We start from the raw sequence: 22326 nt of genomic DNA, 5'->3' as shown, positions 1-22326 counted from the left end.
ACCATGGCCTTAAGGGCACGGGGGCCCCAACGTGCTCCCCGCCTACGAAGGACGGCCGGCCTTCGGCCATCTGGCGAACCGGCGGGCACCTGGATCACCAGGCTGACGCCCGATCAGATACGGCTGAGCGAGGCCGTATTGGGGCGGCGGACGCTCGACCGCCTGGCGCGGGTGTGCGAACCGGGGCCGGCGGCCTGCCGGCCTGGCGCGGGATGGGCTGTGGTGGGGGGCTCGCGCTCCTTGTGTACGTGCGTACGCATCGATGCGTACACTCGTACACATGGGATACGCACTGCTCGCCGGAGCCATCGCCTCCGAGGTGGCCGCCACGACCGCCATGAAGTACAGCGAGGGCTTCAGCAGGCTCTGGCCCTCGCTGGTGACCGTCCTCGGATACGTCATCGCCTTCGTGCTGCTCGCGCAGTGCCTCAAGACCGTCCAGGTCGGCACGGCCTACGCGATCTGGGCCGGCGCCGGCACCGCCGTCATCGCCGCGATCGGCATGGTGTTCCTCGGCGAGGCGCTCAGCTTCACCAAGGTCGCCGGGATACTGCTGATCATCGGCGGGGTCGTGGTGCTGAACCTCGGCGGGGCCCACTGATGGCGGCGCGCCGCTACGACCCCGAGCGGCGGCAGCGGATCATCGACGCGGCGATCCGGGTCGTGGGCGCCAAGGGACTCGCCGGGCTGAGCCATCGCACCGTCGCCGCCGAGGCCGATGTGCCGCTCGGCTCCACCACGTACCACTTCAAGACCCTCGACGAGCTCATGGTCGCCGCGCTGCGCCAGGCGAACGAGGGCTTCGCCAAGGTGATCGCCGCCCATGGTGCGCTGGAGGACCCCCGGGCCGACCTCGCCGGCGAACTCGCCGGGCTGATGGGGGAGTGGCTCGCGGGCGACCGTACGGGGGTGGAGCTGGAGTACGAGCTCTACCTCGCGGCGCTGCGCCGCCCCGCCCTGCGCCCCGTTGCCGCCGAATGGGTCCAGGACCTCGCCGAACCCCTCGCCCGCCGCACCGACCCCGTCACCGCGAGGGCACTGGTGGCACTGTTGGACGGGATCTGTCTGCAGGTGCTGCTGACAGGGGCCTCGTACGACGAGGGGTACGCGCGGGAGGTGTTGGGGCGGGTGATCGGCTGAGGCGGAGGGCTCGGCGCGGGGGACGCGCGGGGTGCGAGGGCGAGGTCCTGCCGTGCGTCCCGCGCAGGGGCGTACGGGGAGCCCGGCACGTGAGATGGCGGGCGTACCGGTTCGCTCGTGCGCCCCGGGCCGCGTTAGGTTTCACCCATGACCGACACGACTGCTACTCGCACCACCGGCGCCGTCGCCGCCGGCCTCGCCACCCTCACGGCCGACGGCACCGTCCTCGACACCTGGTTCCCCGCGCCCGAGCTGTCCGCCGAACCCGGCCCGGCCGGCACCGAGCGGCTGTCCGCCGAGCGTGCCGTCGAGCTGCTCGGCGAAGGCGCCGCCAAAGCCATCGGGCCCGACGCCCGCCGGGGCGTCGAAGTGGTCGCGGTCCGCACGGTCATCGCCTCACTGGACGAGAAGCCGATCGACGCGCACGACACCTACCTGCGCCTGCACCTGCTCTCGCACCGCCTCGTGAAGCCGCACGGCCAGAGCCTGGACGGCATCTTCGGTCACCTCGCCAACGTCGCCTGGACCTCGCTCGGCCCGGTCGCCGTGGACGACGTCGAGAAGGCGCGCCTCAACGCCCGCGCCGAGGGCCTGCACCTCCAGGTGACGTCCATCGACAAGTTCCCGCGCATGACGGACTACGTCGCCCCCAAGGGCGTCCGGATCGCCGACGCCGACCGTGTCCGGCTCGGCGCGCACCTCGCCGAGGGCACCACCGTCATGCACGAGGGCTTCGTGAACTTCAACGCGGGCACGCTCGGCACGTCGATGGTCGAGGGCCGCATCTCGGCCGGTGTCGTGATCGGCGACGGCTCCGACATCGGCGGCGGCGCCTCCACCATGGGCACCCTGTCCGGAGGCGGCAACGTCCGCATCACCATCGGCGAGCGCTGCCTGATCGGCGCCGAGGCGGGCGTCGGTATCGCCCTCGGCGACGAGTGCGTGGTCGAGGCGGGACTGTACGTCACCGCGGGCACCCGCGTGACCATGCCCGACGGGCAGATCGTCAAGGCCCGCGAGCTGTCCGGTGCGTCGAACATCCTCTTCCGCCGCAACTCGGTGACCGGAACCGTCGAGGCCCGGCCGAACAACGCGGTGTGGGGCGGCCTGAACGAGATTCTGCACAGCCACAACTGATCATCGGCGGCCGTGACCTGCGGCCGCCCTCGACCGACGCCCTGACCCGCTGCCGAGCTGTCGGCAGCTGTCGACGCCGGTCACCATCGAGCGCCCTTCCACGGCCCCAGGACCGCCGGGAGGGCGCTCGCTGCCACTCCAGGCACCCGTCTGCCACACCTGCGCCCCATGCTGCGAGAGTGTTCCGATGCTGCTCGATCCTGAGAACACTCTCTTCGTCCGTGGCGCCACGCCCGTGCTCCTGCTGGCCGACGCGCCTGTCCACGACGCCCTACCGCTCTTGGTCGCGCCCGACGGGGCGGTGCCCCGGTGCGAGGGTTGGGGCATCGTCCCCCGACTCACCCTGTGTGTCGTGGACGGACCTGGGGACCACGGGCTCGTCGTCCCCGCTCTCGCTGCGCCGGTGGTCGGCGGGCCCGACGAAGCCGGGGCGTCCAGCGGCATGGCCGACTGGTGCGAGGACGCCGAGCAGGCCGGTGGAGCCGTCGTCCTGTCTTTGGACCAATTGCCCGACGTACTCGACTGGTCCGCCCTGCTGTCCTCGGGCACAGTCCGCGGCGGCTTCATGCCTGTGCCGGCCTGACCTCAGCCGCGCCGGAGCGGCTCAGCCGGCCTGACGCCTGCCGCGAGGGTCCGCGGGATCTAGCTGATCTTTCACGTCGAAGCCGTCGACGAAGAGGTAGGTGTGCACGGCAGTACACGCCGGCGGCCCAGGACACGCGCTGATGAGCAGCGTGCTCGCCGCACCAGTTCGGAAGAGCGCGTGCGGTGCGCGCTGCGGGCGGGATCCGCTTACCTCTCAGGTCATCGACCGGGGTGCGCCCGCATGCCAGGCTTTCAGCGTACGGAGCCCGACCGACCGGAAGGACACCATGCCCGCCTACGTCATTGCCCACCTGCAAGAGGCCGCTCCGCACCCGGAGATCGCCGAGTACATCGAGCGCATCCCCACCACCTTCGAGCCGTACGGCGGACGCTTTCTCGTGCACGCCGCGCAGCACGAGGTGAAGGAGGGCAGTTGGCCCGGGCACGTCGTCGTGATCGGGTTCCCGGGGATCGCCGAAGCGCGTGCCTGGTGGGACTCACCCGCGTACCAGGAGATCGCACCGCTGCGCTCGCGCCACATCGAGGGCGAGATCATTCTGGTCGAAGGCGTCCCCGAGGGCTACGACCCGACCGTCACCGCGAAGGCGATGCGGGAGGCGCTGCCCGCCGAGTAGCCCTCGGGCTCGGCCGGCGCGCCCTGTTGGTCGTCGGTGTCGACGCGGCTTCGTCAGCTCGTGAGGATGACGAGTTGCCGGGTCGCCCGGGTCATCGCGACATAGCGGTCGACCGCTCCTTCGACGCCCTCGCCGAACGCCTCCGGATCGATGAGGACGACCAGGTCGAACTCGAGCCCCTTCGACAGCTCCGGGGTCAGCGAACGGACACGGGACGTCGTCCGGAACGAGGGATCGCCGATGACGCAGGCGATCCCGGCGGCGTGCGTGGCGAGCCAGGTGTCGAGGATCGAGCCCAGATCCGCGGCGGATCCGTGGACGACGGGAACGCCGCCGCTGCGGATGGAGGTCGGCACATTGGCGTCCGGGAGCACGGCCCGGATGACCGGCTCGGCCTCCGCCATGATTTCTTCCGGCGTCCGGTAGTTGATGCCCAGGGACGCCGACTCGATCCGGTCGAGCCCGATCCGCTCGAGCCGTTCCCGCCACGACTCCGTGAACCCGTGCCTGGCCTGGGCACGGTCCCCGACGATGGTGAAGCTCCGGGACGGGCACCGCGGCAGCAGCATCTGCCACTCCGCGTCGGTCAGCTCCTGGGCCTCGTCCACGACGATGTGCGCGAACGGGCCGGCCAGCAGGTCCGGTTCGGTGCCGGGCAGCGCGGACTCGTCGACCAGGGTGTCCCGCAGGTCCTGTCCGTGCAGCATGCCCAGCGCGCCCTCGCTCTCGTCGATCACGACGTTCTGCAGCAGGCTGTCGATGACGTCGGCCCTGCGCGCGCGTTCGGCGGCCACGGCGGCTTCGTTGCGACGCTTGCGCCGCGCCGCCTCCGGGTCGCCGAGCCGCTGCCGTGCCGCGTCCAGGAACGGCAGGTCGGACACCGTCCAGGCCTGGGCGTCCTCGCGCTGCAGCTTCCGGACCTCGTCGGGGCCGAGCCAGGGTGCGCACGTGCGCAGGTAGGCGGGTACCGACCACAGATCTGAGACGAGGTCGGCCGCTTCGAGCAGCGGCCACGCGCGGTTGAAGGCCAGGAGCAGCTCCCTGTTCCGCCGCAGCGACGTGCGGAGCAGGTCGGCCGACATGTCGTCGTCATGTGCCGAGGCGTCGTCGTGCCCCTCCACCAGGATCGTGAGCAGCTCCTCCCAGACCTGGTCGCGGGCCTCGTTGTGCGGAGTACCGGGTTCCGCCGCTTCGAACGCCGTGGCCCAGTCGTCGGCGCTCAGCCAGATGTCGGACCAGTGGGTCGTGACCGTCATCCCCTTGGTGGGCGGCTCCTCGTAGAACCTGACGGCCGTCTCGATCGCCTTCACCAGGTTCACGGACGACTTCAGGGCGGCCACGTCCGGATCGGCCTCGATCGTCGCCGCGGCTCCCTCGGCGACGAGGTCCCGCAGGACGCAGGTCTGCACGCCCTCCTCTCCGAGGCTGGGAAGGACGTCGGCGACGTACGCCAGGTAGGGCCGGTGCGGACCGACGAACAGCACGCCGCCCCGGCGGTGACCGAGGCGCGGGTCGGAGTGGAGGAGGTAGGCGGAGCGGTGCAGGGCGACGACAGTCTTGCCCGTACCCGGGCCGCCGTCGACGACGAGAGCGCCGCGTGATCCCGCGCGGATGATGGCGTCCTGGTCGGCCTGGATGGTGCCGAGCACGTCGCGCATCCGCCCCGACCGGTCGCCGCTCAGGCTGGCGATGAAGGCGGACTGGTCGTCGAGCGCGGCGTGCCCGGCGAACCCGTCCGAGGTGAACACCTCGTCCCAGTAGTCGCCGATCCGGCCGCCCGTCCAGCGGTACCTGCGGCGGCTCGCCAGCCCCATCGGGTTGGCGTGGGTGGCTCCGAAGAACGGCTCGGCGGCGGGGGAGCGCCAGTCGAGCAGCAGCCGACGACCCGTGCTGTCCTTAAGGCCGAGTCGTCCGACGTACACGGGTTCGGGGCTGTCCGCGCCGACCATGTGCCCCAGGCACAGGTCCAGACCGAAGCGACGCAGTGCGCGCAGGCGAGCGGTCAGCCGGTGGATCTCGATGTCCCGGTCCATCGCTTGCCGGCCGAGGCCGCCGGGCGTCCTGCGCTCGGCGTCGAGGCGTTCGGTCAGCTCGGCGATCGACTGCTCCAGGCACTCCGCGAGGGCCGCGAAGTGCTGCTCGTCGCCGGCGATCAGCGTCGGGTCGGCCTTGGTGGCGAGACGGTCGGGAAGGTCGAACGCACTGGTGGTCAGGGGGTTCACGTCGTTGGCTCCGAATGCTGCGAAGGTGAGGTCGCTCGTGACCCTTGCGCGCGGCAAGGCGTCCGGACCGGCGTGTGCGGGTTCTCGTGAGCGGGGTTCTGACGGGGCGGTCCCGCGTGGCTCATGCGGACATGCGCGGGTTGTCCCGGCCGGTCATGCCGGTCATGCCGGTCGTGCCGGTCGTGCCGGTCGTGTCGATCATGTCGAGGAGAAGCTTCGCGGCCACCGTCGCCCCGTCGGTGCGGATCGTGGGGACCACGGCCCTCGCTCGTGCGCGGGTCCCGGGGGCCGGCGCCGCAGACCGATCACTGCCCGGTGGCTGTTCTCTGCCTCGCCGTACGGCTCGCGCATCAGGCCGGTCGCCACCGAGCGCATCGACGGGCCGAGCGGCACCGGCGGCACGTCGACCCGAGCCGGCAGCGCCACGAACTCCTCGTCCGGCGGGGCGCACACCCGCACCTCCGTGCCGAGTCCCCGCAACCCCACCGCCGGTCCCGCCGGCGGTTCGACGTCCCCGCGCGATCCACACGTCGACAAACAGCACCCGCACTTCGCGACTCCCCGTTTCCGCAGATTCCGGCTTCGGCCGGAGATTCTGCGGCACGACGGGGGCCTTGCCGCAAGCCCCCCGGTGCGCTATAAGTTGAGAGTGGCAAGGAGTGGGTCATCACCTCCTTGCCTTTTCTCTTGTCGTCCGCCGTGGAATCGATCGTGACGAACCCTCGGGGAAGACATAGGTGACGATGGATGCCGACGCGCAGAAGAACGGCCGTGAGTTCGTGGCGAATCGGTCGTCCACGCTGTTGAGGACGGCCGCGCCTCAGGCGGCCGCCAACTCCTCGTACGCCGCCAGCAGTCCGTCGGTCACCTCCCGGCCGGCGGCCCGCAGCGGCGCGCGGACCGGACCCGCGGGCAGGCCGAGCCGACCGAGCAGGGCCTTGGCCGTGACCGTGCCGGGCAGGCCCGACGACATCATCAACTCGATGAGCGGGACAACGCGTTGTTGCCGACGGGCCGCCTCCGCCGTGTCCCCCGCCTCGAACGCGTCGAGGATCGCACGGAAGGGGCCCGGGGCGGCGTTCGCCACCGTGCTGATGTAGCCGGTCCCGCCGACCGCCCGCAGGGCGAGTACCTGCTCGTCACAGCCCGCGTAGTACGCCAACTCCGTACGGGCCAGCACCTTCTGGGTGCCGAGGAGGTCGTACGCGCAGTCCTTGACGGCGACGATCCGGGGGTGCTCGGCGAGCCGGATCAGGGTGTCGGGCTCGATGCGCGTGCCGGTGCGGCCGGGAATGTCGTACAGCGTGAGCGGCAGTCCGGTGGCGTCGGCGATCTCCCGGAAGTGGGCCTCGACGGCGTCCTGCGGAGGCCTGCTGTAGTACGGCGTCACGACCAACAGGCCGTCCGCGCCCGCCTTTTCGGCCGCCAGGGCCAGTTCGACGGTGTGCCGTGTGTCGGCGGTGCCGACGCCCGCGACGATCGCGGCCCGGTCGCCGACCGCCTCCCGCACGGCACGTACGAGCGCGGACTTCTCGGCGTCGGTCGTGGTCGGGGACTCGCCCGTGGTGCCGGACAGGACCAGGCCGTCGCAGCCCGCGCGGACCAGCCGGTCGGCGAGCCGCCCTGCCCCGTCGAGGTCGAGCGCGCCCGCCTCGGTGAAGGGCGTGACCATCGCGCAGAGCGCACGGCCGAAGGGAGGGGTGGGGGAAGAAGCGGGGTGAGGGGCGGAGGGGGCTGAGGTCGTCATACGAGCTAGTCTCGGCAGCTCCACTGTGAAGCTCCACTTAATTCTTCTACGAGGTAAAGGAAAGCGTTGCTACCAGGTGGCCGCTTTCGCGAGGCCCTGGTGCCAACCCGGCCCCTCATGGGTCACCATGGCGGGGACGGAAGTCGACGGCAGATCGCGGGAGGCGTCATGAGGCTGGGCAAGGCACTCGCCACCGGAGTCGCGGAAGAGCGGACTCGCGCGGACGACGACAATCTCCAACTTCCCGAGGAACTTCCCGAGGGAATCGAGGAGTTGGAGGCGTCCGTGCCCGATGAGGTCCCGGTCGCCCGATGAGGCTGCGGCTCCCCGAGGAACGTCCGACGGAGCCGCCGACCGGATACAAGATCGCCCACCCGGTGCTGTCCCAGGACGGCACCCGGGCCGGGTTCACCGGCGTGTCGCTGGGCGGCGCGGTGCCGTACGGAGTGCTGGACGAGGCGCGCTGCGTCTACGGGCTGCGGCATCGGGCGCCACACCGCCGCTGCGACTGCGGCTTCCACTGCGTGCACGACTCGGCCACGGCCGAGGCCATGCTCTGCACCGCCGAGCACCGGGCGGCCGTCCTCCTGGAGGTCTCCGTCCTCGGCGCCTACATCCGCTTCGAACAGGGGTTCCGCTACGCCCGCCAGCGGGTGCGGAGCGCCACGGTCGGTCCCTGCGCCTGTGGCGCGGTGGCCGCCGCGCTCGCGGACGCGGGCTGGGGGCGCCCCGGCTGGCGCGCCCTCGCGGCGGCCTGCGCGGGCTGTGTACGCGGCCGTACGTCCCTGTCGTTGGCGGGGTTCGCGCGGCTGGCCGGTGACGGGCTGCGGGTCCGTGCCGGGAGCGGGGCCGTGGTCGGGGATCTGCCCGCCGGGCTCGGGGTGTCCGAACTCGTGGCCGAGGCGGCACTGCTGCAGGCCCGGCTGGACTGGTTCCAGACCCAACTGGCACGTCTCGACGAGGGCGGGCCGCAGGGCTGAGCCCCCCTCGCCGACAACTTGACCCGTCTGGACAAAAAAAGTGTTCGGTGAGACGGTGGAGTCATGTTGGACGTGACCGTGATCGAGGACGCCGAGGCAGCCGCCGTCTCGCTTGACCCCATACGAGCCCGGCTGCTGGCCGAGCTGGCCGCCGGGCCCGCGTCGGCCGCCATGCTGGCCGCAAAGGTCGGACTGCCGCGGCAGAAGGTGAACTACCACCTGAAGGCGCTGGAGCGGCACGGCCTGGTCGAGCTCGCGGGCGAGCGCCGCAAGGGCAATGTCACCGAGCGGCTGATGCGCGCGACGGCGGCGTCGTACGTCATCTCGCCGCTCGCCCTCGCCGCCGTGCAGCCCGACCCGGACCGCTTCCGGGACCAGCTCTCGGCCCGCTGGCTGCTCGCCGTCGGTGCCCGGCTGGTCCGGGACGTGGGGGCGCTGATCACCGGCGCGACGAAGGCCCGCAAGCGGCTCGCCACCTACGCGCTCGACGGTGAGGTGACCTTCGCCTCCGCCGCCGACCGCGCCGCGTTCATCGAGGAGCTGACGCAAGGGGTCGGCGCGCTCATTCGCAAGTACCACGACGGGAACGCGGAGGGCGGGCGCGACCACCGGATCGTCGTCGCCGTCCACCCGACGCTCAAGCCGGCAGCCATCGCCGAGCCGGAAGCCATCGCCAAGCCGGAAGTCACCGCCGAGCCGGAGGCCATCGCCGAGCCGGAAGCAATCGCGGTGGAATCGAGCCGGCCCGGCCAGGACTGAACCACAGGAGAACCACCACCATGTCCAAGGAATTCGAGATCGCCCGCGAGTTCGAGGTCGACGCCACCCCGGAGCAGATGTGGGAGGCGATCACCACCGGTACCGGCGGCTGGCTGTGGCCGATGGAGTTCGAGCCGCGCCAGGGAGGGGCCGGGCCCTTCGGCTCCACGCTCACCAACTGGGACCCGCCGCACCGCCTCACCAGTCTGGTCGAGGACGTCGAGGGCATCTCCCAGCAGACCCTCAACCAGATCGACGAGACCATCGAGCCGCGTGACGACGGCCGCCGGTCCCGGGTGCGGTACGTGCACAGCGGCATCTTCGTCGAGGACTGGGACAACCAGTACGACGGCGCGAGCAAGCACACGGACTTCTATCTGCACACCCTGCGCCAGTACGTGACGCACTTCGCGGGGCGCCCGGTCGCCTTCGCCACCTTCGACGGCCCCGGCGCCTCCACGGCGTCCGACGCCTTCGCCGCCGTCGGGCGGGCGCTCGGCCTCGCGGACGACACGGCCGAGGGCGCGCGGGTGCGGGCCCGGGGACCCGAGGGGCAGCTCCTCGACGCCGTGGTCGACTACCGCAACCCGTACTTCATCGGGCTGCGCACCGACAACGCCCTCATCCGTTTCTTCGGTCGCAACCACTGGGGCGCTCCCGTCGGCATGAGCGTCCACGACTTCGCGTCCGACGCCGACGCCAAGCACAACGAGACCGCCTGGAAGGGCTGGCTGAACGAGACGTTCGCCGCCTGACATCGGGCAAGGGAAGAGCCCGGCCCCCCGGACGACGGGGCCGGGCTCTTCCCTTTTCGGGGCTGTGGCCTCATCCACAGCCCCTACAGGCCTACGGCCGGAACCGCAGTACCTGCGGGTCGTGGTCGCTGACCTGGTCGGAGAACTCCGAGTTGATGTGCACGCTGTCGTAGTCGAGGTCGCAGCCCTTGCGAATCGACGGGCTGACCAGGATCTGGTCCAGGACCTGCTGGTTGCCCTGGTAGTCGTACGTGTAACGCTCGCTCTTCGGCAGCGACTTGATCGCCGACCAGAGCTCGCCGTCACCCTCGAGGATCTTGGTGGTGTCCGAGAACTCGAAGTCGTTCATGTCGCCGAGGGCGAGCACGTCGGCGTTCTTCTGCGCCTTGAGGATCTCGTTGACGAAGGAGTTCACCGCCGTCGCCTGCAGATGACGCTGGGTCTCCGAGCTGCGGGCCGGGGGCTGGTACTGCGCGGTCAGCCCCTGGTCACCGCCCTTGGAGTTGAGGTGGTTGGCGATCACGAAGACCGTCCTGCCACGGAAGACGAACTCGCCGGCCAGTGGCTTGCGGCTGGACGTCCAGGCCGTGTTGGCCGGGTCGATGCGGCCGGGGGAGGCCGTCAGCTGGGCCTTGCCGTGCACCTTGGTGACACCGACGGCGGTCGTCGAGTCGCCGCCCGCGCGGTCGGTGAAGGAGACCCGCTCCGGGTTGAAGAGGAAGACCTGGCGGATGTTGCCGCCGGGCTCGCCGCCGTCCTTGTCGTTGACCGGGTCTATGGAACGCCAGTCGTACTTCGGGCCGCCCGCCGCGACGATCGCGTCGATCAGCTTGTTCACCGTCTGGTCGGCGGCGACCGTGCCGTCGTCCTTGGCGCCGTTGTTGTCCTGGATCTCCTCCAGGGACACGATGTCGGGCGACTGGAGGTTGTTCACGATCGCGGCCGCGTGGGCGGCGAACGTGCCGTCGCCCGGGTCCAGGTTCTGGACGTTGTACGTCGCCACGGCCAGCTCGCTCCGCGACTGCTTGCGGGTCGTCTCGCGCTGCAGGTCACCCTTCTCCAGGGTGCCCAACTGGCTCGCGACGAGCGTGTAGCCGCCGTACTGGTTGTAGTCGAGCGGGCCCGCGGTGGTGCCGGCGAGCTCGTCGCCGACGTTCGCGACGGGGAAGTCGGCGGTCGCGCCGAGGGACTGGATCTGCAGGCGTCCGGTGTTCTGCGAGGTGTACGCGCCGTAGATCGTGCCGCCGCGGCGGGTGGCGTGCTCGTGCGGCTTCACCGTGACCCACAGCTCGCTGTACGGGTCGGTGGCGGTGACCACGCGGGTGTCGGCGACCTGGACGTTCATGCCCTCGAGGGACTCGTAGTAGTCCAGGGCGTACTTCGTCGGCTCCAGGGTGAGCGCGTTGATCGAGCCGCTCGCGGCCGTGTCACCGGCGGGGGCGTAGGCGGCCGGCACGGAACGGCTGTTGATGACCGTGGGCGCGGGGACCGCGTTGCCGGACGACAGCACCGTGATCGTCGGCTTGGTGATCTCCGTCAGCGACTGGTTGCCGGAGGAGGCGCCGCCGGGCACGTACTCCGAGACGGTGCCCGTGACGGTGACCGAGTCGCCGACGGCGACCTTCGGGGTGGAGCTGGTGAAGACGAAGACGCCCTCACTGGTGGCCGGGTCGTTGTCCGGGGTCGGGTCCTGGATCCAGAAACCCCGGGACGAGCCGTAGGTCCGCAGGGCCGTGACGATGCCCGCCACGTCCGTGACCTTCTGGCCCGCGTAGGGGGACGTCCGGGTGGTGCCCTGGATGTCGTGGATGTGGACGGTGTCCGCGTGGGCGGGTGCGGTCAGCACCACGGCGGAGACGGTGGAACAGACCGCGGCTACGGTCAGCGCGCCGATGCGCGCGGTTCTCTTGCTCGGCAAGGGAATCCCTCCGGGGACTTACATGAGCGCCGGGACGAGGGTGGAGCGTGTGGGAGTAGCGCGACCTGTGTGCGGGTCGGTGACGCGCGTAGAAGCTGGTGGGACGGGTGCCCCTCTGAACTTCTACGCGCGTCAATCTCGTGTGTGGGAAGGGGAGTTGTCAAGGATGGAGTGATGTACAACTCCTGACAGGGACATGAACCGGGCGGCATGGGTGGAAATCCGTCTAGGCTGAGCCGTCGACACGGTTTTCCGGTGGGGCGTCCGGATCCTCGGGTCCACGGGCGCGCCGGATGTCCTGCGGGGCGATGCCCTTACGGGCTCGGTGGACGTACTTCCGGGGCAGGCGGATGTGCTGCCGGCCCTGGTGAGTGTGTCGCCGGGGCTGGGTGACGCGTCGCCTGGTTCTGGTGGGTGTGCCGCCGGAACCCGGGGGTGTGCCGCCGGGCCCGGTGGGTGGTCTGCCGGACCCCGGTGGATGTCACGCTTGTTCCGCTCGTCATGCTTGTTCTGGTTGTACTGCGTTTCCCGCTTGTCATGCTTGGTCGGTCCCGCCGGTCGGGTCGCCCGGTTCCGCTCGTTCGGACCGTTCGATCCCGCTGTTCGGGTCCTGATTGTTCGGAGGAGAACCCAGCCGATGTCAGAGAGCTCCCCCTTGCCGCCGGTGCGGCTGACTTCCGAAGCGGAGCTGGCGCGGGACGCGCTCGCCACACCGCTGCTCTCCCGCGCCGCACGGCTGGCCCGCTGGGCCGGCCCGGACACGCGGGTCGGCGCCGGGGGCGAACTCGTCGAGGAACAGCTTCCCGGGGCGGCCGACGCGCTCGGGCTCACCGGCGACGACGCGGCGGCGACGGCCAGTGAGGCCTGGCGGGTGGCCGTCGACACCGGGCTCGTCGAGATCGTGGACGAGGAGGAGGGCGCGGTCGCCGCGGGCGCGGACCTCGCGCTGCTCACCTCCGGAGCGCCGCAGGACGTCCTCGGGGTGTGGCTCACCGCCCTGGAGACCGTACTGGCCGACGCGAGCGTGCCCGACCTCGACGACCTCGTCGACGCGGTGGACGGCGGCGGCGAGATCGACTTCTCCTCGCTGGACTGGGACCCCGAGGCGGAGGCCGAGTTCCTGGACGGAGTGCTCGGCAATCTGTACCTGCTGACTGTGAGCGAGGGCGGGGCCGGCGAAAGCCCCGTACCGCTGCCGGCCCTCGCCGCGTCCATGATCGTGCCGGACGACATGGGGGAGCCGACCAACGACGTACTGGAGCAGGTCTCGGACGCGATGATGCGGCTCGACGACCAGTTCCGGCTGCTCGAACCCGTCGGCCTCGTCGACTTCCAGCCGGTCGACGAGACACTGATGGCGGACGCCGACGAGGAGTCCTCGGCCGCCGCCGACGACGCCGACGTGTCGCGGTACGGGATGGTACGGCTGACACCGCTCGGCCTGTACGGGCTGCGGGCGCGGCTGCTGGAGTCCGGCCTCACCGCCCCCGCGGTGGGCGACCTGGCGGACAAGGGCGCGGACGCGCTGCTGGACGGCACCGCCGCCTTCCCGCCGACCGCCGCCCGGGCCGAGACCGAGCAGTGGCTCGCCCGGCGCGAACCCCTGGCCGCCGCACGGGAGTTGCTCGCAGCGGCGCGCGGTGGCGACGCCGGGGCGCCGTTGCGCCGGCTGCACTGTCAGCAGGCGCTCTCGCTCGTCGGCCTGGAGGCCGAGCCCGCGCTGCGCGAGGTCCTCGACGACGCCGAACTGGGCGGACTCGCCCGGGTCTGGCTCTCCGAACACGGCGCCGCCGATGTGCCCCCGCCGTCCGAGGCGATGATCTTCTGGCTCACCATCGACACGATCGCCGCGCAGCTCGCCGCCGAGGGCAACTCCGCCGAGCTGCAGGGGCTGGTCGAGGGCCTCGCCCAGCAGCACGGCAGCTTCTTCGCCGCGGCCTGGCGCGTCGACCACCCGGCCACCCCGGACGTCCTGGAGGCGATGGGCCGCCTCCACCCCGACAAGAAGGTCGCCAAGGAGGCCCGCAAGGCCGCGTTCAAGGCACGCTCGCAACAAGGGGGTTGAGCGAGCCGGGATGGCCCGAGGGGGGCTTCCCTTGCCCCGGCCCCGAGGAGGCGCTCGTTCCTCGACCTCGGGGGGCTTCACCCGTCCTCCGGCCCCGGGAGGGGCGCTTCCCCAGCCGCGGGGGGGCTTCGCCTGTTCCCCAGCCCCGAGGGGGCGCTCGTTCTCCGGCGCCGGGTGGGGCGTCCGTTCTTCGGCGCCGGTGGGGCTTCGCCCATTCCTCGACCTCGGGGGCTTCGCCCGTTCTCCGGCCCAGAGAGGGGTGTTTCCCCGGCCCCGGGCGCTTCGCCCGTTGCCCAGCCCCGGGGGGCTCGTTCCCGGCCCCGGGAGTGGCGTCCGTTCCTCGGCCCGGGTGGGGCTTCGCGCATTCCTCGGTCTCGGGGGCCCGTTCTCCAGTCTCGGGAGGGGCGCTTCCCCGGCCGCGGGGGGCTTCGCCTATTCCTCGGCCCCCGGGGCGCCCGATTCCCAGCCCCGAGCGGGCGCTCGTTCCCCGGCCCGGGTGGGGGGCCGTTCCCCGGCCCCCGGAGGGGGTTTTCCCCGTGCCCCGGCCCCGGGAGGGGGTGCTCCTTCCCGGTTCCGGAGGGGGGCGGCCCGTTCCCCCGTCCGGAGGACTTTTGGGCCCTGTGGTCGAGTCCTTACGGATTCATGGAACCGAGTGCGGTGAAGTCGCCCGGTGTTCAACCGGCGTTCAGGCGTGGGCGGGACGGTGTGGCCGCAATGCCCTCGGCCACCCTCCACGGTCATCCTCCACCGTCACGGGAGACACCCATGTCGCTCACCCGCAGGGACTTCGCCGGTCGATCCGCGCTGACCGGCGCCGGTATCGTCCTGGCCGGCAGTGTCGGCGCCCTCGCCACCGCTCCGAACGCCCTCGCGTCCACCGACACCGAGAGCGTGGGGGAGGACGGCGAGCCGACGGACCGGCACGGCGGAGTCGGCTACGGACCGCTGGTCCCGGACCCGAAGGGCCTGCTCGCGCTGCCCGCCGGATTCTCCTACCGCGTCATCACCTACAGCGGCCGTACCAAGCTGGACTCGGGTGAGTTCACGCCGTCCAACCACGACGGCACCTCCACCTTCGACGGGCCGCGCGGCGCCACCCTCCTCGTCAACAACCACGAGCTCAAGGGCCCCCGCGCCGGCTGGAAGTACCCCGTGCCGCTCACCGAGGGCCTGGTCTACGACCCGGCCGCGTCCGGCGGCTGCACGGTCGTCGAGGTGCGCCACGACAAGGTCGCCGAGTGGGTCGGCGTCGCGGGCACCTCCACCAACTGCGCGGGCGGCAACACCCCTTGGGGCACCTGGCTCACCTGCGAGGAGACCGAGGACAAGGCCGGCCAGAACGGCATGACCAAGGACCACGGCTACGTCTTCGAGGTCGACCCCGTCGACCGCCGCCGCAACCGGAACCCCAAGCCGATCAAGGCACTCGGCCGGTACGCCCACGAAGCCGTCGTCGTCGACCCCAAGCGCGGCCGCCTCTACCTCACCGAGGACGCCTCGGGCCCCAACGGCCTCCTCTACCGCTGGACGCCCCCGCAGGGCTTCGAGCACGGCCACGGACAGCTCGCCACCCTCGCCGACGACGCCGGCGCCCTCCAGGCCTTCAAGTGCTTCGACTCCGGCGGCCGGTTCATCGACGACCTCTCCCGCGCCACCAGGATCGGCACGGTGTACGGCGTGGACTGGGTCGACGTCCCGGACCGTGACGCGAAGACCGTCTCCGTCCGCAAGCAGTTCACCGACGGCCAGGTCACCCGCGCCCGCAAGCTCGAAGGCATGTGGTGGGGCGACGGCGGCACGTACATCGTCTCCTCGTACGCCCGCGGGGAGAGCCCCGTCCAGCACGACGGAGCCGTCTGGTTCTACGACCCCAAGCGCCGCACCCTGACCCTCAAGGTCCTGCTCGGCGTGAACCCCGACCCGTCCAAGGACGGAGCCTTCGACGGCCCCGACAACATCACCGTCTCCCCCTACGGCGGCCTCGTCATCGCCGAGGACGGCGAGGGCGTCCAGCACCTCTTCGGCGCCACCGAGAGCGGCCGTACGTACCCGATCGCCCGCAACGAACTGAACATCGGGACCGAAGCCGAGCCGGCCTACAGCGAGTTCACCGGCGTCACCTTCTCGCCCGACGGCAGGACCCTCTTCGCCAACATCCAGGAGCCCGGCATCATGCTCGCCATCACCGGCCCCTGGAAGCGCCAGAAGCGCGGGTAGTTAATTCGATGGCTCGAACCGCGGCCGCCCTCCTAAAGTGGTGCACGTCCAGGTGCGAAGGCAGGACCTACTTCCACTGATAATGGGGCGGCCGCGGGTTCGAGTCCCGCCACCGGTACAACGCGCCGGTGTAGCTCAGGGGTTAGAGCACCTACGTCGGTTCCGCCGGATTTGAACTCTGGACACCACAACTTCATGCACCTCCCGGTGCGCGGGCTGCGGCTACTTCTCTCTCAAAGAATCCACGCCGCCGCCGACTTGATCTCGGGAGGCGCAGTTCATGGTGGGTGCCCGGTGCGCAGGCAGCGGATACTTCGGGACACGGTATGTTGCGGGTTCGAATCCCGTCATCGACTCCGGGTCGATGTGGCGGAACTGGTAGACGCGCCGGGTGAATAGGAACCGTCGCCGACTCCTGATCTCGGACACCCTCCATTTGCTGTGCCTCCCTCCGACATACTCATGAATTCGGGGGAATTCACCATGGCACGCTTCAACACCCGTGCGGCGAAGGCACAGCCGACCTCTCGCGTGACATCCACCGGCCGCGTGCTGCGCACCCACCAGGGTGGCCGCGGCCAGGAGCGCGACGCGCGCTCCGAGCTCTTCCTGCTGGCCATCGCCAACTTCGTCTCGCAGAACACCTTCTACGAGACCGGCGAGGCCCGTGACGACCGGTTCGCCGTGCTCGTGCGCGAGCTCGCGGTCGCCGACCCCTCGTGGACGGCCGCCCTGCTGGGCTGGCTGCGCGGCGAGGGCAACCTGCGGACGGCCTCGCTCATGGGCGCCGCCGAGTACGTGAAGGCACGCCTCGACGCGGGTGCCACCGACGGCCCGGCCAACCGCCAGGTCATCGCCTCCGTGCTGCGCCGCCCGGACGAGCCCGGGGAGCTGCTCGCCTACTGGACCTCCCGGTACGGCCGTAACGTGCCCAAGCCCGTCAAGCGGGGCATCGCCGACGCCGTACGCCGGCTCTACGGTGAGAAGTCGCTGCTGAAGTACGACACGGCGGCCAAGGGCTACCGCTTCGGCGACATCCTCAACCTGGTGCACGCGGCGCCCGATCCGGCGAAGCCGTGGCAGGGCGACCTGTTCCAGTACGCCCTCGACCGGCGGCACCACCCGGACACGGCCGTGGTGCCCAAGTCGCTGCCCGTCGTGGTGGCCCACCGCGACCTGATGGCGCTGCGGCCCGCCAAGCGGCGCAAGGTCGTGACCGGCGCGCACGGTGCGCGGCGCCTCGCGGAGGCGGGGATGACCTGGGAGGCGCTGGCCGGCTGGCTCCAGGGCCCGATGGACAAGGCGGCGTGGGAGGCCGTCATCCCGTCCATGGGCGCGATGGCACTCGTACGCAACCTGCGGAACTTCGACGAGGCGGGAGTGAGCGACGAGGTGGCGGCTCAGGTCGCCGCCAGGATCAGCGACCCGGCGGAGGTGGCGCGCTCGCGGCAGTTCCCCTTCCGCTACCTCGCCGCGTACCAGCACGCGCCCTCGCTGCGCTGGTCGTACCCGCTGGAGCAGGCGCTCGGTCACTCGCTGGCGAACGTGCCCGCGCTGCCCGGTCGCACGCTCGTGCTCGTCGACCGGTCCGGCTCGATGTTCTACTCGCGGCTGTCGGAGCGCTCGGAGCTCAACCGGGCCGACGCGGCGGCGATCTTCGGTACGGCGCTCGCGCTGCGGGCGGCGGACGCGGATCTCGTCGAGTTCGGCACGAGCAGCAACCGGGTGAAGTTCACGAAGGGCGAGTCGGTGCTGAAGGTGCTGGAGCGTTTCGGCGACCTCGGCGGCACCAACACGAGCGAGGCGGTGCGCGCGCACTACAGGAAGCACGACCGGGTGCTCATCGTCACCGACGAGCAGGCCACCTACAGCCACTACGGCGACCCGACCGAGCAGGTCCCGGCGCACGTCCCGGTCTACACCTGGAACCTGGCCGGCTACCGGGCGGGCCACGGCCCCTCCGGGAAGGCCAACCGGCACACCTTCGGGGGCCTCTCGGACGCGGCTTTCCGGATGGTTCCCCTGCTGGAGTCGGCGCGCGACGCCGACTGGCCGTGGGCCGGATAGTCGAGCGCGCCTGAGTGCGGCCCGTACTTCGGTACGGGCCGCACTCTTGTGCGGAAAGGAAACTGATATCTAACATTTCAGTTCATGGAGGCGATACGACCCGTGCGCCGGACCCTGCTGAGGGACCGCGCGTACGAAGCGATACGGGACGCCATCGTGGCCGGTGAGCTCGCACCGGGCGCGGTGGTGCGCGACGCCGGGCTCGCCGAGCTGCTCGGGCTGTCGCGGGCGCCGGTGCGCGAGGCCTTCTCCCGGCTGGTCGACGAGGGGCTGCTGGAGTCCAAGCCGCAGAGCTACACGCGGGTGACCCCCCTGGTGGCCGCTGATGTACGGGACGCGGCGGCCGTGGTCGGCGCCATGCACGAGCTGGCCGCGCGCACGGCGGTGCCCCGGCTCGAAGCGCCGCACATCGAGGTGATGCGCGAGGCCAACGTGCGCTTCGCGGACGCGGTGCGCGCCGGTGACGTGGACGCCGCTCTGACGGCCGACGACGCGTTGCACGACGTACTGGTACGGGTGAGCGGCAATCGTGCCGCCGCCGCCACCGTCGCCCGCTACACCCCGCTGATCCGCCGTCTGGAACGGCGCCGCTTCGGTGAGGGCGGCAACTGCCGTTCGGCGGGCCTGCACGACGAGCTGATCGACGCCTGCGCCGAACGGGACGTGGCCGCCGCCGTCCGCGTCACCGCGGAGATCTGGGGCGCGCTCGAAGACCTGGCCGATGCCGAACCCTGATGCGGGAGGACCCATGTCCCTTTCCTCGTACGAGCGTTACCCCCTGCTCTTCGGGCCCTCGCCCGTGCATCCGCTGGAGCGCCTGACTAAGCACCTCGGTGGCGCCTCCCTGTGGGCCAAGCGGGAGGACTGCAACTCCGGTGTCGCCTACGGCGGGAACAAGACCCGCAAGTTGGAGTACCTCGTCGCCGACGCGCTCGCCCAGGGCTGCGACACCCTCGTCTCGATCGGTGGCGTGCAGTCCAACCACACCCGCCAGGTCGCCGCCGTCGCCGCCTACGCGGGGCTCAAGTGCGTGCTCGTGCAGGAGAGTTGGGTGGAGTGGCCCGACTCCGTGTACGACAAGGTCGGCAACATCCTCATCAGCCGCCTCGCCGGGGCCGACGTACGGCTCGTGCGGGCCGGGTTCGGGATCGGCTTCAAGGAGAGCTGGGAGCAGGCGCTGCGGGAGGTCGAGGAGGGCGGCGGCAAGCCGTACGCCATTCCGGCCGGGGCGTCGGACCATCCGCTGGGCGGTCTCGGGTTCGCCGGGTGGGCCTGTGAAGTGGCCGATCAGGAGGCGGAGTTGGGCGTCTTCTTCGACACCGTCGTGGTCTGTTCGGTGACCGGGTCGACCCAGGCGGGCATGGTCGCCGGGTTCGCGGCCCTGGAGGAGGCGGGCGGGCGACCGCGGCGCGTCCTCGGGATCGACGCGTCGGCGGCGCCCGCCCGCACTCGTGAGCAGATCGCGCGGATCGCACACGGCACCGGGCAGCTCATCGGCGTACGGAAGGAGTTGACTGAGGCGGACGTCGAGCTGGACGAGCGGTACCACGCGGGCACGTACGGGATTCCGGACGAGGCCACGCTGGAGGCGATGCGGCTCGCGGCGCGCACCGAGGGGATGGTCACCGACCCCGTCTACGAGGGCAAGTCGATGGCCGGGATGGTGGATCTGGTGGCGCGGGGGGAGATCGGGCGGGAGTCCACCGTGCTCTACGCCCACCTGGGCGGACAGCCGGCGTTGAACGCGTACAGCGCGTTGTTCTAGGTGCCGGGTTTCTTCAGGCGGTCGGTTCCTTTGGGCGGTGGATTCCTCAGGAGGTTTGTTTCGGCCTGGTGCCTGTGATCACGAACGCCGACACGAGCAGGGCGGTCAGCGCGATGAGCGAGCCGATGCCGAACGCGCGGGCCGCACCCTCGGTGAGGATGTCGGACGGGGAGCCGTGCGCGTGCCGGGCCGCCGTGCCGAAGACCGTGACGAGGATGGAGAGGCCGAGGGTGCCGCCGAGCCACTGCAGGGTCTGCAGCAGGCCGGAGGCGGCGCCCGCCTCCCGTGGCTCGATGCCCGCGAGGATCGTCGCGTTGAGCGGCATGAAACTCAGGCCGACGCCCACGCCCATCAGTACCAGCGGGCCGAACAGGCCGGTGAGGTAGCCGTCGTCGGGTCGCAGCCGCCACAGCCACGCGGCCGCGACGACGAGCAGGGCCATGCCGGTCAGCAGAACCGGCTTGGCGCCGAGCCGCGCGAGCAGCCGGGGCACGAAGCGTACGACCGTGAACATCGCCAGGGTCATGGGCAGGAAGGCGAATCCCGCGCGGAGCGGGCTGTACCCCAGGACCTGCTGGCAGATCAGGGTGAGGAAGTAGAACGCGCCGAACATGCCCGCGGGCAGCAGCAGTACGCCCGCGTAGCCGCCCGCGCGGTTGCGGCTCGCGAACAGGTGCAGCGGCATGATCGGCTGGTCCGCGCGGGACTCGATCAACGTGAAGCCGACCAGCAGCGCCGCCGCCGAACTGAAGCCCAGCAGTGCCTGGGTGTCGGACCAGCCCTCCTCCGAGACCCGGATGAACGCGTACACCAGCGAGGTCATCCCGGCCGTGCCGGCGAGTGCCCCCGCCGCGTCGAAGCGGCCCGCGTGGCGCGGGGTCTCGGTGACGAAGCGGGGCAGGGCGACGGCGACCGCGATGCCGATCGGTACGTTGATCAGCAGGGCCCAGCGCCAGGACGCCCAGGAGGTGAGCATGCCGCCGAGGACCAGGCCGATGGAGGCGCCGATGCCCGCCATCGACGCGTAGATGCCCAGGGCGTGGTGGCGGCGCGGGCCGTCGGGGAAGTTCGTGGTGATCAGCGCGAGGGTGCTGGGGGCGGTGAGGGCGGCGCCGACGCCCTGGAGGGCGCGCGCGGTGAGGAGCCAGGCGCTTTCGGTGGCGAGACCGCCGAGCAGGGAGGATCCGGCGAAGAGCAGGACGCCGATGGTCAGGGTGCGGCGGCGGCCCGCGATGTCGCCGACCCGGCCGCCGAGCAGGAGCAGGCCGCCGAAGGTGAGGGTGTAGGCGTTGAGCACCCAGGACAGGCCGGTCGGGCTGAAGTGCAGGTCCTTCTGGATGTCGGGCAGTGCGACATTGACGACCGTGGAGTCCACGCCGACCATCAGGTAGGCGGTGACGATGACGAACAGGACGGCGCCGAGCCTGGCGGGTTGGGGTGGTGCGGAGAGAGCGTCGGTGGTGGTGGGTGGTGCGGACGGGGTAGACGAGGTGGACACGGTGTTCTCCCGGTCTGGCGTCCCCGGACGAAGGTGCACACGGGCAGCACGGACTGCCCGCGAGATAAGCGGGGACTGTCTCCGTTTAACCCTCGCTAAGATACGGAGGGGGTCCCCGGTTCGCAAGGAGTATCTGAATGACGCAGGTCAAGCCCATGCGTGCGGACGCTCGGCGCAACTACGAGCGGTTGCTGAAGGTGGCGGCCGAGGCGTTCGCCGAGCACGGGGAAGGCGCGTCGCTCGACGACATCGCCAAGCGGGCGGGCGTCGGGTCCGGCACGCTGTACCGGCACTTCCCGACGCGGCAGGCGCTGCTGGAGGCGGCGTACGTCGACCGGATCGAGGCGCTCGGGGCGCGGGCCGACGAGATCGCGAAGGAGTTGCCCCCGGGCGAGGCGCTGGCGGAGTGGCTCTACGAGCTGTGCGTCGGCACGATCCAGGTACGCGGAATGAAGGCCCTGCTGGGCTCGGCCGTCACGGACGGCAGCAGGGCCGCGCTCACGGCCTGCGGCACTTCCATGAAGGGGGCGGCGCAGCGGCTGGTCGAGGCGGCGCAGCGGGAGGGGACCCTCCGTCAGGACATCGAGCCGATCGAGGTGCTGCGGCTGGCCCACGGGGTTGCCACGGCCTCGGAGTTGGCGAACGGCCAGGGCAAGCAGATCCGCCGGTATCTGTCCCTGCTGACGGAGGGGCTGCGGCCGTAGCGGCGGGGTGCTGTCCGGCGGTGTGTTGTCCGGTGGTGCGCCGTCCGGCTGTGGTGGGTCGGGGCCGTGCCGGTACGTCGAGCCCGTCGCCGCCGGATCAGACGTGGGCCGGGCAAGGGAGCCGCTGCTCGA

Annotated in this window: 20 protein-coding genes; 15 read left to right on the top strand and 5 right to left on the bottom strand. The window is 71.2% G+C overall.

What is annotated here, in order from left to right; genetic code table 11:
• Positions 1-217 precede the first annotated feature (217 nt).
• The 5 genes from FNV62_RS15245 to FNV62_RS15225 all read left to right on the top strand — a co-directional run bounded on the left by FNV62_RS15245 (position 218) and on the right by FNV62_RS15225 (position 3497).
• The gene (locus FNV62_RS15245; protein ID WP_263986825.1) at positions 218-601 is read left to right on the top strand and encodes a DMT family transporter; all 384 of its coding nucleotides are present in this window, start codon (positions 218-220) and stop codon (positions 599-601) included.
• Positions 601-1140: a TetR/AcrR family transcriptional regulator gene (locus tag FNV62_RS15240; protein WP_144315309.1), complete on the top strand. Its 540-nt coding sequence runs from the start codon at positions 601-603 to the stop codon at positions 1138-1140. Before FNV62_RS15245 ends, FNV62_RS15240 begins: the two co-directional genes overlap by 1 nt.
• Positions 1141-1287: 147 nt before the next feature.
• The gene (gene dapD / locus FNV62_RS15235) at positions 1288-2277 is read left to right on the top strand and encodes a 2,3,4,5-tetrahydropyridine-2,6-dicarboxylate N-succinyltransferase (RefSeq protein WP_097284186.1); all 990 of its coding nucleotides are present in this window, start codon (positions 1288-1290) and stop codon (positions 2275-2277) included.
• A 187-nt stretch (positions 2278-2464) separates the two neighbouring features.
• Positions 2465-2860 carry a hypothetical protein gene (locus FNV62_RS15230; RefSeq protein WP_144315308.1) on the top strand — a complete coding sequence of 132 codons (396 nt, stop codon included), beginning with the start codon at positions 2465-2467 and terminating at the stop codon, positions 2858-2860.
• 289 nt (positions 2861-3149) lie between these two features.
• A complete protein-coding gene (locus tag FNV62_RS15225) occupies positions 3150-3497 on the top strand; it encodes a DUF1330 domain-containing protein (protein ID WP_054235886.1) in 348 nt (115 codons plus the stop codon).
• A 53-nt stretch (positions 3498-3550) separates the two neighbouring features.
• Here the strand turns inward: FNV62_RS15225 and helR are convergent, their stop codons facing one another.
• From helR to dapA, 3 genes are all read right to left on the bottom strand, one after another.
• Positions 3551-5719: an RNA polymerase recycling motor ATPase HelR gene (gene helR, locus FNV62_RS15220; protein ID WP_144315307.1), complete on the bottom strand. Its 2169-nt coding sequence runs from the start codon at positions 5717-5719 to the stop codon at positions 3551-3553.
• Positions 5720-5840: 121 nt separating this feature from the next.
• Positions 5841-5978, bottom strand: a complete 138-nt coding sequence (locus FNV62_RS15215; RefSeq protein ID WP_164405946.1) for a hypothetical protein — start codon at positions 5976-5978, stop codon at positions 5841-5843.
• A 561-nt stretch (positions 5979-6539) separates the two neighbouring features.
• Positions 6540-7466, bottom strand: a complete 927-nt coding sequence (gene dapA / locus FNV62_RS15210) for a 4-hydroxy-tetrahydrodipicolinate synthase (RefSeq protein WP_143612990.1) — start codon at positions 7464-7466, stop codon at positions 6540-6542.
• A 168-nt stretch (positions 7467-7634) separates the two neighbouring features.
• Here dapA and FNV62_RS54565 point away from each other — a divergent pair, with 168 nt between their 5' ends.
• From FNV62_RS54565 to FNV62_RS15195, 4 genes are all read left to right on the top strand, one after another.
• Entirely contained in the window at positions 7635-7781 is a 147-nt protein-coding gene (locus FNV62_RS54565) for a hypothetical protein (protein ID WP_205523149.1), read from the top strand.
• Positions 7778-8446 carry a hypothetical protein gene (locus tag FNV62_RS15205; RefSeq protein ID WP_097284183.1) on the top strand — a complete coding sequence of 223 codons (669 nt, stop codon included), beginning with the start codon at positions 7778-7780 and terminating at the stop codon, positions 8444-8446. Before FNV62_RS54565 ends, FNV62_RS15205 begins: the two co-directional genes overlap by 4 nt.
• A gap of 63 nt (positions 8447-8509) precedes the next feature.
• Complete coding sequence (locus FNV62_RS15200; RefSeq protein WP_225900260.1) at positions 8510-9205, top strand: ArsR/SmtB family transcription factor; 696 nt, start codon at positions 8510-8512, stop codon at positions 9203-9205.
• A gap of 20 nt (positions 9206-9225) precedes the next feature.
• The gene (locus FNV62_RS15195; RefSeq protein WP_144315306.1) at positions 9226-9960 is read left to right on the top strand and encodes an SRPBCC family protein; all 735 of its coding nucleotides are present in this window, start codon (positions 9226-9228) and stop codon (positions 9958-9960) included.
• Positions 9961-10051: 91 nt separating this feature from the next.
• Here FNV62_RS15195 and FNV62_RS15190 read toward each other — a convergent pair whose 3' ends face one another.
• Complete coding sequence (locus FNV62_RS15190; RefSeq protein WP_143607771.1) at positions 10052-11878, bottom strand: endonuclease/exonuclease/phosphatase family protein; 1827 nt, start codon at positions 11876-11878, stop codon at positions 10052-10054.
• 637 nt (positions 11879-12515) lie between these two features.
• Here FNV62_RS15190 and FNV62_RS15185 point away from each other — a divergent pair.
• The 5 genes from FNV62_RS15185 to FNV62_RS15165 all read left to right on the top strand — a co-directional run bounded on the left by FNV62_RS15185 (position 12516) and on the right by FNV62_RS15165 (position 19992).
• Positions 12516-13943 (top strand): hypothetical protein, encoded by a 1428-nt coding sequence (locus FNV62_RS15185; RefSeq protein ID WP_097284180.1) that lies wholly within the window; start codon positions 12516-12518, stop codon positions 13941-13943.
• A 765-nt stretch (positions 13944-14708) separates the two neighbouring features.
• The gene (locus FNV62_RS15180) at positions 14709-16160 is read left to right on the top strand and encodes an alkaline phosphatase PhoX (protein ID WP_143601295.1); all 1452 of its coding nucleotides are present in this window, start codon (positions 14709-14711) and stop codon (positions 16158-16160) included.
• Between the two features lie 483 nt (positions 16161-16643).
• Positions 16644-18227, top strand: coding sequence for a TROVE domain-containing protein (locus FNV62_RS15175; protein ID WP_144315305.1), 1584 nt, complete (start codon positions 16644-16646; stop codon positions 18225-18227).
• An 84-nt stretch (positions 18228-18311) separates the two neighbouring features.
• Complete coding sequence (locus FNV62_RS15170) at positions 18312-18962, top strand: GntR family transcriptional regulator (RefSeq protein ID WP_097284177.1); 651 nt, start codon at positions 18312-18314, stop codon at positions 18960-18962.
• A gap of 13 nt (positions 18963-18975) precedes the next feature.
• Positions 18976-19992 (top strand): 1-aminocyclopropane-1-carboxylate deaminase, encoded by a 1017-nt coding sequence (locus FNV62_RS15165; protein ID WP_097284176.1) that lies wholly within the window; start codon positions 18976-18978, stop codon positions 19990-19992.
• A gap of 46 nt (positions 19993-20038) precedes the next feature.
• Here FNV62_RS15165 and FNV62_RS15160 read toward each other — a convergent pair whose 3' ends face one another.
• Positions 20039-21490 (bottom strand): MFS transporter, encoded by a 1452-nt coding sequence (locus tag FNV62_RS15160; protein WP_143601293.1) that lies wholly within the window; start codon positions 21488-21490, stop codon positions 20039-20041.
• A gap of 137 nt (positions 21491-21627) precedes the next feature.
• Here FNV62_RS15160 and FNV62_RS15155 point away from each other — a divergent pair, with 137 nt between their 5' ends.
• Complete coding sequence (locus tag FNV62_RS15155; protein ID WP_054232323.1) at positions 21628-22194, top strand: TetR/AcrR family transcriptional regulator; 567 nt, start codon at positions 21628-21630, stop codon at positions 22192-22194.
• The last annotated feature ends 132 nt before the right edge of the window (positions 22195-22326 follow it).

It is taken from the genome of Streptomyces sp. RLB3-17, from assembly GCF_007113425.2.
In the GTDB taxonomy this organism is placed as follows: Bacteria; Actinomycetota; Actinomycetes; order Streptomycetales; family Streptomycetaceae; genus Streptomyces; species Streptomyces mirabilis_D.
The sequence above is the reverse complement of the archived record's forward strand: the minus strand, read 5'-3'. Positions and strand labels throughout refer to the sequence as shown.

Coding starts and splice junctions, on each gene's coding strand:
- FNV62_RS15240 (WP_144315309.1), top strand. CDS start 601: ATGGCGGCGCGCCGCTACGACCCCGAGCGGCGGCAGCGGATCATCGAC.
- dapD (WP_097284186.1), top strand. CDS start 1,288: ATGACCGACACGACTGCTACTCGCACCACCGGCGCCGTCGCCGCCGGC.
- FNV62_RS15230 (WP_144315308.1), top strand. CDS start 2,465: ATGCTGCTCGATCCTGAGAACACTCTCTTCGTCCGTGGCGCCACGCCC.
- FNV62_RS15225 (WP_054235886.1), top strand. CDS start 3,150: ATGCCCGCCTACGTCATTGCCCACCTGCAAGAGGCCGCTCCGCACCCG.
- dapA (WP_143612990.1), bottom strand. CDS start 7,466: ATGACGACCTCAGCCCCCTCCGCCCCTCACCCCGCTTCTTCCCCCACC.
- FNV62_RS54565 (WP_205523149.1), top strand. CDS start 7,635: ATGAGGCTGGGCAAGGCACTCGCCACCGGAGTCGCGGAAGAGCGGACT.
- FNV62_RS15205 (WP_097284183.1), top strand. CDS start 7,778: ATGAGGCTGCGGCTCCCCGAGGAACGTCCGACGGAGCCGCCGACCGGA.
- FNV62_RS15200 (WP_225900260.1), top strand. CDS start 8,510: ATGTTGGACGTGACCGTGATCGAGGACGCCGAGGCAGCCGCCGTCTCG.
- FNV62_RS15195 (WP_144315306.1), top strand. CDS start 9,226: ATGTCCAAGGAATTCGAGATCGCCCGCGAGTTCGAGGTCGACGCCACC.
- FNV62_RS15185 (WP_097284180.1), top strand. CDS start 12,516: ATGTCAGAGAGCTCCCCCTTGCCGCCGGTGCGGCTGACTTCCGAAGCG.
- FNV62_RS15180 (WP_143601295.1), top strand. CDS start 14,709: ATGTCGCTCACCCGCAGGGACTTCGCCGGTCGATCCGCGCTGACCGGC.
- FNV62_RS15175 (WP_144315305.1), top strand. CDS start 16,644: ATGGCACGCTTCAACACCCGTGCGGCGAAGGCACAGCCGACCTCTCGC.
- FNV62_RS15170 (WP_097284177.1), top strand. CDS start 18,312: ATGGAGGCGATACGACCCGTGCGCCGGACCCTGCTGAGGGACCGCGCG.
- FNV62_RS15165 (WP_097284176.1), top strand. CDS start 18,976: ATGTCCCTTTCCTCGTACGAGCGTTACCCCCTGCTCTTCGGGCCCTCG.
- FNV62_RS15155 (WP_054232323.1), top strand. CDS start 21,628: ATGACGCAGGTCAAGCCCATGCGTGCGGACGCTCGGCGCAACTACGAG.